Origin of the sequence: Streptomyces milbemycinicus (assembly GCF_002154605.1) — a bacterium.
In the GTDB taxonomy this organism is placed as follows: domain Bacteria; phylum Actinomycetota; class Actinomycetes; order Streptomycetales; family Streptomycetaceae; genus Streptomyces; species Streptomyces milbemycinicus.
This window is the reverse complement of sequence record NZ_MUNE01000019.1, coordinates 1-13,816: the sequence shown is the minus strand read 5'-3', so window position 1 is coordinate 13,816 and position 13,816 is coordinate 1. Positions and strand designations below refer to the sequence as shown.

13 protein-coding genes and 1 pseudogene are annotated in these 13,816 nt (G+C 67.3%); 5 read left to right on the top strand and 9 right to left on the bottom strand.

The window, feature by feature from the left end; all coding sequences use genetic code 11:
* Positions 1–85: 85 nt before the first annotated feature.
* The 3 genes from CCN51_RS01505 to CCN51_RS01495 all read right to left on the bottom strand — a co-directional run bounded on the left by CCN51_RS01505 (position 86) and on the right by CCN51_RS01495 (position 2,886).
* Positions 86–1,066: a S8 family peptidase gene (locus CCN51_RS01505; protein WP_158104640.1), complete on the bottom strand. Its 981-nt coding sequence runs from the start codon at positions 1,064–1,066 to the stop codon at positions 86–88.
* 179 nt (positions 1,067–1,245) lie between these two features.
* Positions 1,246–1,959, bottom strand: a complete 714-nt coding sequence (locus CCN51_RS54760; protein ID WP_014176482.1) for a hypothetical protein — start codon at positions 1,957–1,959, stop codon at positions 1,246–1,248.
* 396 nt (positions 1,960–2,355) lie between these two features.
* Positions 2,356–2,886 carry a cupin domain-containing protein gene (locus tag CCN51_RS01495; protein WP_014176483.1) on the bottom strand — a complete coding sequence of 177 codons (531 nt, stop codon included), beginning with the start codon at positions 2,884–2,886 and terminating at the stop codon, positions 2,356–2,358.
* A 270-nt stretch (positions 2,887–3,156) separates the two neighbouring features.
* Here CCN51_RS01495 and CCN51_RS01490 point away from each other — a divergent pair, with 270 nt between their 5' ends.
* Positions 3,157–3,372, top strand: coding sequence for a DUF397 domain-containing protein (locus CCN51_RS01490; RefSeq protein WP_014176484.1), 216 nt, complete (start codon positions 3,157–3,159; stop codon positions 3,370–3,372).
* An 89-nt stretch (positions 3,373–3,461) separates the two neighbouring features.
* On the opposite strand, the gene CCN51_RS01485 is transcribed toward CCN51_RS01490, so the two are convergent.
* On the bottom strand, positions 3,462–4,601 hold the full coding sequence (locus CCN51_RS01485; protein WP_014176485.1) for a methyltransferase domain-containing protein: 1,140 nt from the start codon (positions 4,599–4,601) through the stop codon (positions 3,462–3,464).
* 438 nt (positions 4,602–5,039) lie between these two features.
* On the opposite strand from CCN51_RS01485, the gene CCN51_RS01480 reads away from it, so the two are divergent.
* From CCN51_RS01480 to CCN51_RS01470, 3 genes are all read left to right on the top strand, one after another.
* The gene (locus CCN51_RS01480) at positions 5,040–6,299 is read left to right on the top strand and encodes an NsdA family TPR-like regulatory protein (protein ID WP_043486800.1); all 1,260 of its coding nucleotides are present in this window, start codon (positions 5,040–5,042) and stop codon (positions 6,297–6,299) included.
* Between the two features lie 89 nt (positions 6,300–6,388).
* The gene (locus CCN51_RS01475) at positions 6,389–6,799 is read left to right on the top strand and encodes a hypothetical protein (RefSeq protein ID WP_043486802.1); all 411 of its coding nucleotides are present in this window, start codon (positions 6,389–6,391) and stop codon (positions 6,797–6,799) included.
* Positions 6,796–8,940 (top strand): tetratricopeptide repeat protein, encoded by a 2,145-nt coding sequence (locus CCN51_RS01470; RefSeq protein WP_014176489.1) that lies wholly within the window; start codon positions 6,796–6,798, stop codon positions 8,938–8,940. Before CCN51_RS01475 ends, CCN51_RS01470 begins: the two co-directional genes overlap by 4 nt.
* Before the next feature lie 199 nt (positions 8,941–9,139).
* On the opposite strand, the pseudogene CCN51_RS01465 reads toward CCN51_RS01470, so the two are convergent.
* A pseudogene (locus tag CCN51_RS01465) lies at positions 9,140–9,400 on the bottom strand (helix-turn-helix domain-containing protein); the annotation flags it as partial.
* A gap of 30 nt (positions 9,401–9,430) precedes the next feature.
* Entirely contained in the window at positions 9,431–10,312 is an 882-nt protein-coding gene (locus CCN51_RS01460) for an SDR family NAD(P)-dependent oxidoreductase (protein ID WP_043490213.1), read from the bottom strand.
* A 75-nt stretch (positions 10,313–10,387) separates the two neighbouring features.
* Between CCN51_RS01460 and CCN51_RS01455 the strand changes: the two genes are divergently transcribed.
* Positions 10,388–10,981 (top strand): TetR family transcriptional regulator, encoded by a 594-nt coding sequence (locus tag CCN51_RS01455; RefSeq protein WP_202948301.1) that lies wholly within the window; start codon positions 10,388–10,390, stop codon positions 10,979–10,981.
* Positions 10,982–11,769: 788 nt separating this feature from the next.
* Here CCN51_RS01455 and CCN51_RS01445 read toward each other — a convergent pair.
* From CCN51_RS01445 to CCN51_RS01435, 3 genes are all read right to left on the bottom strand, one after another.
* Entirely contained in the window at positions 11,770–12,333 is a 564-nt protein-coding gene (locus CCN51_RS01445) for a dihydrofolate reductase family protein (RefSeq protein ID WP_014176493.1), read from the bottom strand.
* A 155-nt stretch (positions 12,334–12,488) separates the two neighbouring features.
* The gene (locus CCN51_RS01440) at positions 12,489–12,899 is read right to left on the bottom strand and encodes a RidA family protein (protein ID WP_014176494.1); all 411 of its coding nucleotides are present in this window, start codon (positions 12,897–12,899) and stop codon (positions 12,489–12,491) included.
* 99 nt (positions 12,900–12,998) lie between these two features.
* Positions 12,999–13,715 (bottom strand): bleomycin resistance protein, encoded by a 717-nt coding sequence (locus tag CCN51_RS01435; RefSeq protein ID WP_014176495.1) that lies wholly within the window; start codon positions 13,713–13,715, stop codon positions 12,999–13,001.
* Between the last annotated feature and the right edge of the window lie 101 nt (positions 13,716–13,816).

The following is a 13,816-nucleotide window of genomic DNA, read 5'->3' as shown; positions in this document are numbered from 1 at the left end:
GCCGCGGTCTCGGGCGCCGTACGCGCCCTGGTGGGCTGGCTGCTGGAGCGGACGGTGGGCTGAGCGCGTCACATCGACGGCTTGCTCACGCCGCGGCTCGTTGTCTCCTGCTCTTCCGGAACAGCAGCAGGCCCCAGGTCACCAGCAGTACGCCACCGCCGGCCGCGCCGAGGCCGATCGCGAGCATCTCCGTCTCCATCGGTGGATGAGAGATCCTGCTGGTGCCGGTGGGCGACGCGAAGTGCTTGGCGCTTCCCTTGTACGGCTTCGGCGCGGTGTCGATCTTCGGCGGGTTCGCCGCCGCGCGCACCGCGGCCGCGGCGTTGATCTGGCCGGCACCGACGAACGCGTTGTGCCCGCCTGCCGGACGGTCGGCCGTGCGCATGAGGATCGCGCGGGTCTGGGCCGGGGTCAGGTCCGGGTTCTTCGCCAATATCAGCGCGGTGACACCGGCGGCGAGCGCCGCGGCCGGAGACGTGCCGTTGATCTGCTGGTAGCCGCCGTCCTTGTCGGCACTGGTGATGCCGACACCGGGGGCGGCGATGGTGTTGTGGGTGCGCACCGTGGAAAAGTCCGCGCGCTGCCCTCCGGGCTTGGTCGCGGCGACGGAGATCACTTCCGCGTATCCGGCGGGAAAGTTGCCGTCGTTGAGCTCGTCTCCGCTGTTGCCCGCGCTGGCCAGTACGGTGACGCCCTTTTGCACGGCGCGGGCTATGGCGGACACTTCGGTGCCGTCCAGGTCGCCGAACAGACCTCCGCCGAGGGACATCGAGATCACGTCGGCGTCGTTTTCCACCGCGAAATCGATGCCCTTCGCGAGCGGAGTGACACCGTCCTTCAGGCGCTCGAACTTCACTTCATCACTGTCGTTGATCACCCGAGCGGTGATGATCTTGGCCTTGGGCGCAACCTTGAGAACGTCCGAGACCATGGCCGTGCCATGCTCGCCGTACCCGGCGTCACCGGACTTGAGGCCGTCGGAGTTGTAGAAATCGGGGCCGATTTTGGTCACCCGGCCCTTGAGCGCCGGGTGGTCGGGGTTGATGCCGCTGTCCAGCACCGCCACCGTCACACCCTCGCCCTGGGTGACCCGGTGAGCGGCCGGCAGGCCGAGGGCCGCCGACTCCCAGCCGGCCGGGGCGTTCTCGGCGGCTGCGGCGGGGACCGCGCCCCAGGAGAGAGCCGCGCCTATCAGGACCGTCAGGGCGGCACCGCTGACGGCGGTGTTGCGTATGGATCGGGTGCTCACCGCGGGTCTCCCGTCTGCAGGCGATCGACATGGGCGCGGAAGAGACCGACGAGGTCTTCGGCGTTGGCGTGCCAGGACTCGTGGTCGGTGTCGTTGCCGCCGTAATCGCCCCACTCGCCGGGCAGAACACCCGCGACGTAGCCGTCCACGGAGCCGATGCTGGCACCCAGGACGTACGGCAGGTTCTCGCCGTACGCCGCGGTGACGTAGGCGCCGTTGCGGTCCTTCCACTTGGCGGCCAGGGTGCCGGGCACCGCGTACGGAGCAACCGCGCCCTCGGTGTCGCGCTTGTCCTCGTAGGCCGTGACAACCTTCTCCTTCGGCCCGCCCTCACCCGGGCCCTCGGGCAGCACCACGAGCGCGACCGTCGCGACCATGTTCCCGGTGGAGTCGACATATGTGGCGCGCAGGACCGCCTTGCAGCCATTGTCCTTGGCGGCTTTCAGCGTGTCGCGCGTGAGGCCCTTGTCGCAGTCGGTCTCCGGTGATATCCCCACGCGGTTCCACAACGCTTGCTTGCGATCGTAAAGCCCGCCGTTGTAGCCGCCACGGCCGCCGAGCGTCGCCGGGAATACCTTGTCCACCGGTTCGTCACGCCACATCACGTTGCCGTATTCGTAATTCCGCAGCTCCTGGCGGGAGTTGCTGTACGCGTGCGCAGTGAGGGCGCCGCCGCCGATGAGCAGCAACGCTCCGACGGCAGCGAGCACCGAACCCCACACCTTGCGGCCCCCGCCACCTCCGGAACCCCCGTTCGGTGGGGGCTGCGGCGGCCAGGGCGCCTGTCCGGGAGGCGGGACGGCTACGCCGGGGGGTGGCACGGCTGCGCCCGGTGGCGGGAAGGCTGCGCTTGGTGGTGGTGTGGGCGGCATCGGCGGCTGCTGAGGATACGGATTCGGACTGCCCGGGGTGACAGGCGGCGGGTAGGACATCTGGACTCCCAATCCCCCCATACAGACTTTCTGATGGGAGCGGCCGCCCTCCCCTAGCTGCGGAAATGCTCAGCTCACCGGCCCGGCCGCGACGTTCCCGGCGAGGATACGGCAGGCGACGACGACCGCCCGCGTTGCCCCTGGCCCTTGCCGGACACGGGACCGTCAAGCGCTTCAGTTCGTCGTACGGCGCCCGGCGAGCTCGTCCTGCCACACGGGGCTCTCGAAGTAGTGGTTGTCATACGTCTCGGAGCTCTCGCGAATCTCCTGCACGCTCGCCTCTCCCCGGTACACGCGCTCCAACAGCCGGTAGTAGTCGAAGCGGTGCAGCCCCGGCGTAAACACCACCAGCAACTCCGCGGTGCTGTCCGGCGCCGGCGCGAAGGCGTGCGGGACGGTCGGCGGCACAGTCAGGAAGTCACCCTTGCCGAGGATGTGCACCTCGTCGCCGACCAGGATCCGCATCGTGCCGTCGAGCACGAAGAACATCTCGGTGGCCTTGGTGTGGAAGTGCGCCGGAGCCCCAGGCGACCCCTTCGCGAAGGTCGCCTTGTTCGCGGTGAGCGCCCCGCCGGTCACACCCGCGTCGGCGAGCAGCGTGATCAGGCTGGTGGCACCGTCCTGAAGCGTCTCGGCCTGCTCGGCGCGGACGAGGACGGGGGCGGTGGGCTCGGTGGCGGTGGTGGGGGTGTCGCTGCTGCTCATGGTGGCTCCTGGGTGCTGCTTGTGGCGGTTATCCCCTTGACAGCAACAAAACTAGGTCGCCGAAAGACCCATTGGATGGTTCATTCAAGTGTCGATTTCATGGGTCAATTCGGCGGGCGGCGGCAGCCCCCACCGGCCTCACTGTTGGATGCTTCCGTCGCACATCTATTACGAGATGGGCACCAGCAGACCTACCATTCGCACGGGCGTACGACCGTCGCCCAAGAGATCTACGAGGCTGATCCAAACCACCATGGAGGTCTGCGACTCATGCCAACCACGCCGGACCTGAGCACGGCTGTGTGGCGCAAGTCCAGCTACAGCAGCACCCAGACAGGGTCATGCGTTGAGGTCGTCGACGGCATACCGGACATAGTCCCGCTCCGCGACAGCAAGAACCCCGAGGGCCCGGCCCTGGTCTTCGAGTCTGCAACCTGGACCTCGTTCGTGCAGGCCGTCAAGCGCGGGGAGTTCCACGCCGCCTGACCCCTGAACCGCGGGCGACTTTGCAGTGGATACGAGACACGGACACGCCGTGGCGTCGGCGTGCGTGTCCTGGTCGGGCCACCGCCACTTCAGCCGGGCAGCTCCCACTGAGGGCCACGATCCGGGTCCGCGTGCCATACCACCTGCTGGTCAGCGGTCACCGTGAGCCCGAACTCGTACAGCTCCGGCTGCCCGGCCGCCCACCACCACTCGTACGCGCCCTCCACCTCGGCGAAGAGGTCTCGCGGGCCCCATTGCTGGACGCCTTCGTCGCGTACGTACGCCCACGAGTCGGCCGTGGCGAACCACCACGCGTCGCCCTCCCAGTCGGCATGCACACCAGGAAGCCGGAGGCCCAACGCGAACCGTGCGTGAAAGTTGTCGTCCAGGAACGACAGGTCGAGGTCGGTACGGCTATCGCGGCTCTCGTCCCAGGATTCGGCGGTGTACACGTCCTTGAGCGGGAACTCCGGCCGCCGCTGACCCCGTAGATCCATGAAGGACATCGGGCACCCGAAGTGTCCGCTCGCGGAGCCGCCGTCCTCCGACACCCGCAGGCAGGCCATCCCGTGAGGCTGCAGCGTCGTCTTCCACGGGGTGACGATCAGACCACCAGGCCGGGTCTGTTCCACCCACGCGAACGGAACGCGGTGCAGTGACGCCGTGCACAACACACGGTCGTACGGTGCCCCATCCGCCCAGCCACACTCCCCGTCGCCCGCCACCACCCACGGCAGGTATCCGGCCTCGCCCAGCCGCCGAACGGCTCCCTCCGCCAGCCCCGCATCCACCTCCACCGATACGACGTTCGCCTCCCCGGCCCGCTCGCAGAGCAGCGCGGCGTTGTAACCGGTGCCGGTGCCGATTTCGAGCACCTTCATGCCGGGACGCACATCGGCGGCGGCAAGCATGGTGAACACCGCGTTCGGGGCGCTGATCGAACTGGTGGGCAGGACTCCTCGCGCGTCCGCGCCCACTCCGCCGACGCGCCCGTCATCCACCTGCGTGACGAGGGAGTGCAGCGGGTCGTACACCAACGTGGCCCACGTGTCCGGCTCGTCGGCGGCGTGAAGCGGTCGGTAAGCGTCCTCCCGCCAGACCCATACGGTGTCGGGCACGAACGCGTGGCGCGGCACCTTGAGGAAGGTCTCACGCATCCAGGGCTCAGGAAACCCGTCCAGGCCGCCGATGATCTCGGCGGCCTGGACGCGCAGTTCATCGAGGGTCATTTGCGGTGCGTCCCGCCACCCGGCTTCGACACATCCGGGTGCTGACTGTCGCTGTCACTCGGCGACGGCTCCTTCGGCTGGGGGTTCGGGGCTGGTGGCTTTCCATGGCTACCCATCGGCTTTCCTTCCTTTCGTTGGTTCCAGCGCACGGCTCAAGGCAGGGTCACCTGCCCGCTGACGGCAGCGCGGGCACTCGCACGGCGGCCAGACAGACGACAGGCTGAATGGATCGCCATAGGCCATGGGCGGGCACGATAATGAGCAGACACTCGTCCGCTTCCCCGTCTCGGGATTGACCTTGTACACCTTGATCGTCATCGCGGACATGAGATGGCGGCTCCGGACTGGTTCGGCTGTCTTGCGTCCGATCCACCTTTTCGAGGGGTAGCCATCGCCGACCAGCCCAGCTCCCTATAGGACCGCCCTATAGTCGAAGCCATGGTGAACCAGTCGGCACCAGAACCGGCACCGAACCTATGGACGCACCCCCGGCTGGCCGCCGCAGCCGCCGACGAGAACTGGCAACAGCTCTTCCGCGTGTGGCGTCAACTGACCGGCACCAGCCAGACCCGACTCGGCGCGCTCGTGGGACTGGCACAATCCGACGTCTCCGAGATCGAACGCGGACGGCGGCGAGTGACCTCTTCGGAGGTGCGGCAACGCATCATCGACGGGTTGGGCGTTCCAACCGAGCTTCTTACCGGCGCTCCGCGACCGATTCCGACGCCCGTCAGCTCGCTTGGACTAACTTCCCTCGCGCCCGACGCCGACCTGCTCGACCGGCTGACGAAAGTCGTGGCGTCCCCCGCGAGGGTCGACCACGCGACCTTGGACTGGCTCGACCGGCTGCTCGCCGAGCATCGCCGGGCAGAGGACGACCTCGGTTCGAGGCCACTCGTCGGCATCATGCGACGGCAGTTGAGCACCGTCGCCGATCTCTACGCAGGCGCATCTGGCGTGTTGACGAACCGGGTTGTACGGCTCGCTTCCGAACACGCGCAGTTCCTCGCCTGGATGGCGCAGGACCAGGGCGACTCAGCCGCCGCCCTCGCCTGGTACGACCGCTCCCACGAATGGGCTCTGGAAGCCGACGAGCCCGATATGGCGGCGACGACTCTCAGCATGAAGGCGCATCTAGCCTGGTCAGCAGGGAACGGCCAGCGGTGCGCCCGCCTCGGCCAGGCCGCACGCAGGGCTTCCCCGGGGGTCTCTCTGGGTGTCCAGGGCATGGCGGCGCAAATGGAGGCCCGTGGCCACGCGTTGGCGGGCCAGGCCGACGCGGCCCATCGACTCCTCGACGAGGCAGAGCGACTCATCTACCGCGCCGCAGAAAGGCCCGAGGACGAGCCACCGTGGATGTATTTCTACGGCGAGAACTGGTTCACGCTGCAACGCGGCATGGCCGAGATGCATCTGCGCCACTGGGACGGCGCTGTCGACTTGCTGCGTACGGGAATCAGCGTCCTGCCCGTCCAGTACCGCCGCGACCGCGCCTGGTACGGCGCTTGCTTGTCCCATGCGCTCGCCGCATCCGGTCACGTCGACATCGCGGTACAGACCGCAGTCGACTGTGCCGCTGACGCGGCCGATGTCGGACGCCCCCACGCCTGGAACGAACTGCACACCACCGCAGCGCTGCTCCTGCGGCGCGGCGCACCTCAAGCGCGCACCCTGGTCGATGCCTTGCGCGGCTACTGATCCCCTGGCGGCCCCAGATCCAGTGCGTTTGCCCGGCTCGCTGGCTAGGCTGGGGCGACGGAACAGCGGCTGGTTGGAGGGGCGAGTTCGTGGATCCGGAGATGGTGGCGCTGGCGGGAACGGCAGGGACGACCCTGGTCACCTTATTGACAACCGAGGCGTGGCAGAGCGTCAGGGAAGGCTTCGCCTCGTTGTGGCGCCGTGCTCAGCCGGACCGGGCTGACGCAATTTCCGCCGAGCTCGATGCGACCCGCAGCGACCTACTCACCGCGCAGGCCAATGGTGACCTCGACTCCCGCGAGGAGCTGGGCGCAGAGTGGCAGGGACGCGTCCGGCGGCTGCTCGTGGCCCATCCCGAGGAGATGGAGGCGTTGCGGACGTTGCTGAACGAACTGGCCCCTCACACGCCTGAAATCCCATCGGTGACTCAGCACGCCACCGCCTCAGGTCAAGCCCGGGTCTACCAGGCCGGCCGGGACCAGAACTTCGGCCCACGATGAGCGGCCGCAATGACGCCTGGGCCGATGGCCAAGGCCGCGTCTATCAAGCCTCCGGTGACCAGTACATCACCGAGCATCACCATCACGCCCCCGAGTGGTCGGGGCCCGACTCCGTACGCCGCCCGGCGGTCGGCCGTGCTCCCGCAGTGCTTCGCGACCGAGTCGGGGAGATGGACCGACTGCGCGCCGCCGTTGAACCTGGCGTCGGCAACCGCGTCTACGTCCTCCACGGCCTGGGCGGATGCGGCAAGACCGCTGTTGCCTATGCGCTCTTCCACCACGCCACTGGCGAGGCGGGTCGACTCGGGCTGTGGGTCAATGCTTCCGACCCCGCCTCTCTGCGGGCCGGGATGCTCGCCGTCGCAGCCGACCGCGGAGCCACCGACGGCGAGCTGGTCGGGGCACGCAGCGGACTGCGCCCCGCCGCCGACCTCGTGTGGCACTATCTCGACCACTCCGACGAGCCCTGGCTGCTGGTCCTCGACAATGCCGATACCCCCGCCATCCTCCGCGACGGCGGCTGGCTGCGCACCAGTCCCACCGGCACTGTCGTCGTCACAACCCGACAAGCAGCGGCTCACTGGTGGCCTGGTGCCGAGCTCCTGCAATTCGGCGTACTTCCACGCGAGGATGCCGCTCTCGTCCTCCGCGATCTCGCGCCACATGCCGGGTCGGTCGAAGACGCCGCTGAGGTCGCCGACCGCCTCGGACGGCTGCCCCTGGCGCTTACCCTCGCCGGCGGATTCCTTGCCCACCAGGTGATCGACCCATGGACTCTCGCCGACTACGGCCGCCGACTGGACGGCGGCGGATCCGGTCTCAGCCCCACCGATCCCATCGAGCTCATCGATCAGGGCGCCGCAGCCGTCGGCGGTGACTCACGTCACCTGCTCAGCCACACCTGGCAGCTCTCCCTCGACGCCCTCGCCACCCAAGGCCTGCCCGAAGCGGGCCGCCTTTTGAGCCTCCTCGCTTGCTGGTCCAGTGATCCGTTGCCACTGTCGGTCCTCTCCGGGGCCGAACTCGAACCGACACTCCCGGCTTTCCGCGTGGAATCAGCCCTGCGCGGACTCCTTGATCACTCCCTTGCCGAGCTCGTACCTGGGGAGATGCGCTGCCTACGCACCCACGGCGTCCTCCTCGGCAGCGTGGCCCGAACCACGCCCGATGACCAGCGCGAGCAGCTCTCGGCCGCGGCCGCCCGCCTACTTCTCGCTGTCTTGCCTGAGGTACCTGACCGAGGCACGCAGGAACCCCGGGTGAACCTGCTTGCGCCGCATGTGATCGCCCTACTGCGGAGAACAGCGAATTGGGCACCCAACCAATCGACGGTGGAAGCTGCAGCGGAGTGCGCTCTTCGGCTCGTCACTGCTGTCCACAGGGCTGGCGACTATGCCTCAGCACTCACGTTGGGCAGTGAAGCTGTGGAGCTGGTGAATCCCCGGCTGGGCGAAGACCATGTGTTGGTTATCGGGTTGCGTCAGCGTGTGGCGCGGGCTCTTTTTCGACTTGGCCGATTCGAGGAGTCCGAGGCTCTGTACCTGCACCTACTGGCTGACTGCGAACGGGCGCTGGGTCCAGAGGCATCAGAAACTCTTGGAACTTGCTTGAAGCTAGCCAGTCCAGTGATCAACCTTGGCCGTGAAGCGGATGGCATCGCGCTGATTCGGCGCGCAGCAGAGGGGTACACCCAACTACACGGACCTGTACATCCCTTGACACTTATTGCACGGTCATCCCTGCTGGATCAAACCACACAGCCGACCGAGGCCACCGCAGGTTCGACCGTGGTCACGGATTGCCGTCGCGAGCTGGGAGAAGACCACACCATCACGCTGGGCGCGGAGCTCGACTATGCGTGCGCACTCCATCACGGCGAGCGAAACACTGAGGCGCTACCATACGCCCGCTCGGCCTTTGCGAAGTACGTACAACGCTTTGGCTCTGATTACCCAATCGCGTTGAACGCCAGATCAACGCTAAGCATGATTCTGAGCGCACTCGGCCAATACACAGAGGCGATCGAGCACGGGGAAAAACTTGTAGAAGGCCGGACCAGAGTGCTCGGCTCGACTCATCCGTGGACACTTTTCGCCAAGGACCTCTTGGACCAATATCGACGCTCGCAAAGAAACACCTGAGGGCGGCAAACCGCCATCCCCATTCATCTGCGCCCGAGTCACACGAACCGTCAGCGGATTTGTGGTGGATATAGGACACAGACACGCCGTGGCGTCGGTGTGTCGCCGTCCCATATCCACCGCAAACTCATGCGTACCGCTGCTGGGCACCGAGCCGTGGCGCGCGCCGGAGTACAGACGGCCTGCCCCGCCTGAACGGCGCCGTGCGGGTGTGCTCACGCCGCCATGCCTCGATCTGCCGGATCACCTCGGGTGACGTCGCGGTCGGGCTGTTGCGCGGCGTCGAGGCCCGGTCCTGGAGACCGGCTTCGCCGTGCCGTCGCCACCGCTTGACCCACTTGGACGCGCACGCCCGCGAGATGCCCATCTCGGCCGCGACGTGAGCGATCGGTCGGGTCTGGCATCGGGCGATCAGGCGGCGCCGGCCCTCTGCGCTGAGTGGGGCGTTGTGATGTGCCATGAACGTGTCCGTTCTCGTCGGTGGCGGGTGTCACGTCGTGGTCAGACGATCGCGGTGGGTCTCGCACAGTTCCCAGATGGTGTTGCGAGTGGTTTCGTCCAGGACTGCACTGGGCCACGGGGTGGGGGTGGCCTTGCTGTTGAAGTAGGTGCCGTGGGTTTCTTGAACCTCAGGGCTGGAGGCGAGGTACACGCTGGAGCGTGTGGCCTTTAGCAGCGCCCGGTGCCCGTACACGACGGGCATCGCGAGCCGCAGTAGCGGCACGATCGGGCGCGCCAGCGGTGGGTAGGTGCTGGTGGTGAGGTTCTTGTTCATCGAGGTGTAGGCGTGCCCGGGGTAGGCGACGTTCAGCGTCACTGGCGTCGCCTTGAGCTGCTGGGCGAAGCGGTAGCTCATCGCCATCTGCGCCAGCTTGGTCTGGTTGTAGAACGACAGCCCGACATAGGACTTCTCGCCCTGCAGGTTGTCCAGGTTGATCCGTCCCCGCGGGATGCCGCCGGTGATGTTGATGACCCGGGCCGGCCCCGAGGCCGTCAAGGCCGGCATCAGCCAGTGGGTGAGGCAGAACGGCGCGACCACGTTGACTGCGAACGCGGTCTCGATGCCGTCCTCGGTCAGTTCGCGGTGGGATCGGGTCGCTCCGGCGTTATTGATCAGCACATCCACGCCACCGGTCCGGGTGCTGACCTCCTGGGCGAGGCGACGGACATCGCGGAGGCGAGACATGTCGGCTGTGATCGCCGCGACGCTCTCGTTCCCGCTGGAGCGTCGGAGGTCCGCCACGGCAGTGTCGGCGCGGCTCTTGTCGCGGCCGACGAGGATGACGCTGGCGCCGAGTTTCGCCAGTTGGCGTGCGGTCTCCTTGCCAATGCCCCCGGTGCTGCCAGTAACCAGCACGGTCTTGCCTTCCACGGTCACCACTCCACTCCGCCTATGTGTCACCTGGTGACACTATAGTCATCAGATGACGCAAAGTAGACTTGGTGCATGAAAGAAGGACTGCGTGAACGCACCCGCAGAGCAGTGCGGGCGGAGCTCGCCGAGGTGGCCATCGGCCTATTCGCCCGCCAGGGCTTCGACGACACGACCGTCGAGGACATCGCTCGAGCAGCCGGCATGACCAAACGCAGCTTCTTCCGCTACTTCCCCACCAAGGAAGACGTCGTCTTCGACGGCGTCGACCTCACCGGAGAGAAGGTGGTTGCCGACATCGCGGCACGCCCTGCAGAGGAAGACCCTTGGGACTCTCTGCATCACGTCCTACGGGCCTGGCAGGAGGAGATCCATGCCAGCGAGCAGGTGCTCGCGACCCTGCGCCTTATCGAGGCCACACCCGCGCTGGTAGGACGCCTCCACCAACGGAGAACAGAATGGCGTCGGCGAGTCAGCGATGCGCTCCAAGGCCGACTAGGGGTCGACATCGACGCATACACCGCGGACCTGCTCACCAACGCCGCCACCGCAGTACTCGACGCTGTGTCCAGTCAGTGGGTGCGAACAAACGGGCATGCGAACCGCTCAGCTCTGCTGGAGCAGGGATTCATTCAGGTCCACGTGAACCGCAACTTGCGACAGGCGTGACACGCGCCGCCTGCCTACTGCCACCAACGTCCTGCCCCGCAACAACTAGGGCGTATATCGAATGCGCTGGTCATAGCCACTCGTTGATGGCCACGACAAGGGACGGTCGCCTCGTGCCGTGCGGGGCCTGCCAGGACCGAGGCGGGGAAACCGGACGCGTCCCAGGACGACCTCGAACTGCGGGGAGTCACCCCACTGCCCGGCCGTGACGACGACCGACATGGGCTTTTGCCTCTGCTCCACAGCCAGGTGCAGCTTGGCGGTCAAGCCGCCGCGTGAGCGGCCGAGTCCGTGGTCGGCCGGTTCGATGGCGACGCCGCCGGGCGGCTCCTTCTGCAGGTCCCCCTATTCCGTGCCCCGGCGGCATTCTGGTGGGCCCGCACAACCGTGGAGTCGACGTTGAGGTCCCAGGTGATCAGATCCTTGGCGTCGGCCGCGCCTGCAATTCGGCGAAGCAACCCCACACGACACCGGGTATGCCAGAGCCCATCAGATCCTTCGGCCCTTCGGTCAGGGTGTGGTGAACGGCTGTGAGGTAGGCAGCGATCGAGGATGCGTGGGTTCGTGCACCGGATCGTCCATGATCGACCAGGATCCGACACCGCCGGAGCCGGCATAGTGACCCGACTCGGGTCCTGTTTCATCGCGCGTGAGCCACGGAACCACCTGGGCGCCGCCCCAGCCTTCGCCCTGGCCGTGCTGGGGAAGCCGCGGCCACAGTGCCTTGGCCGGGGAGAGGGGACGTCACTGACTGGCCCGTTCTTCCCAGGGCTCGGCGGACGAGCCGGCTAACGCGCCACGCGGTAGCGGAGGTAGACGAATCTCGAGCTGAATGTGCGGGTCTCGACGAGTTCGAGATCCACCCGGCGCTCGCGCTGGGGAAAGAACGGAATGCCACCGCCAACCAGCACCGGGTAGACCATGGCCCGGTACTCGTCGATCAGACCCAACGCGGCCGCCTCGGCGGCGAGAGTCGCGCCGCCGATCGCGATGTCGCCCTCCCCCGGCTCGGCTCGCAACCGCTCGATCTCCTCCGCCAGGCCGCCGGAGGCCAGGCGGGCATGGCCCTGCACCGCCGACAGCGTGGTGGAGAACACCACCTTGGGGAGCGGATTCCAGAGCGAGGTCCACTCGCGCTTTGCGTCGTCGAGCGTTGGATCCTGGTCGGCGGTCTCCCAGTACAGCATCGTCTCGTACAGCCGTCGCCCCAGCAGGTGGACGCCGACCTCTCGGATCTCGTCGATCCAGAAGCGAAAGACCTCCTCGTCGGGCGCCGTCCAGTCGAAGCGGCCGTCCGGCCCGACGATGTAGCCGTCAAGTGAGACGCTCATCGAATAGGTCACGCTGCGCATCAGAAGTCCTCCTCGGAACGGGTTCGGCAGTAAGACCGCCGGACGCCGCAGGACTCATCGCGGCTCGCGGGATTCCCTGTCAGTGCACCCGCCGGCACCCCGTATCGCGTGACTCCGGTCGACGTCATAGTCGGCCGCTGGTGTCACTGGGCCCCTCAAGAATCGAGCACGGCGGCGACGGCCTCGATCTCGACGAGCTGGTCGTTATAGCCGAGCACAGTGACACCCATCAAAGTGCTGGGGACGTCATGGTCGGCGAACGAGTCCCGGACCACCTGCCAGGCGGCCACCAGATCCTCCTGCCGGGCCGATGCGACGAGGACCCTTGTGCTGATGACGTCCTGGAGTGACGCGCCGGAGGCAGCGAGAGCAGCCTGCATGTTCTCGACGGCCTTCAACGCCTGCCCCGCGTAGTCCCCGATCGCTGCCGTCGAGCCGTCGTCGTTCAGTGGACACGCCCCGGCAAGGAAGATCAGGCGGGACTCGGCTGGCGCCGTGGCCGCATAGGCGTACTCGGCTACATCGGACAAGGCAGCGGAGCGGATCAGAGTGACGGCACGAGCCACGTCGTCGGGTCCTTTCCCATCGAGTGCTGAACGCGGACATCCTGCCAGCAGCCCGTTGGAACCCGCCTTCCCTTTTCCGTCGCCCCTAGCGCCCCGGCGCTAGACCTTCCCCAGGTCGGCCGCGAGGTCCGCCGCGCGAGAGAGCTCGTCCGCCAGTTCCGTCCGCTCCGCTTCGGTGAGCGTGAGGGCGGCGGCATCGGCGAGATGGGCGTGGGCCGTGGCGGGGTCGTCGAGTTGGGCAGCGAGGTCGGCGCGCAGGATCAGGGCGCGGTAGTGCTCGGCGGGGCCGGACGGTGTGTCCTTCGTGAGGGCGTGATCGAGGATGCGGGCGGCTTGGGCGGGCTCCTCCTTTGAGATGCCGATCAGCCAGGCGTTGTGCAGCGCGCGGGCGAAGGGCTCCTTCGGTGCGGGTGCGTGATGGAGGGAGGCGCCGGTGGGCTGGCCGATGCGGACGCAGTTGCCGCCTGGGTCGGTCATCAGGAACTGCCTCATGCCGTACGAGGTGTCTTTCAGCTGCCCGATGCGCGGGATGCCGCGGGTCGGTATGCGACCGAGGGATGCCTTGAGCCGGGCCCGGAAAGTCTCGTACAGCTCATCGACGCGGTCGGTGGCGATGTAGCAGGTGGACCAGGACTCGGCCGGGACAACCGACTTGTTGCCGAAGAACTGCAGCTCGATGTCGTCGCCGTAGCTGAGTGCCGCATACGGGTTGGGGCGGGTCTGCAGGTGGTCCACGGCGAAGCCGAGACGCTCGTAGAACTCCACCAGTTCGGGGACCGACGGGCAGGGGAGGATGGGGATCATCTTCTCGACCATGCGCCAGACGGTAGGCCGCGGACCCCCACTAGTCAAACTTGATTAGCTGCCCGGAGGTCATCATTGCCAGGCATACGGCCTGCCCGCTACCCGCCCACCAC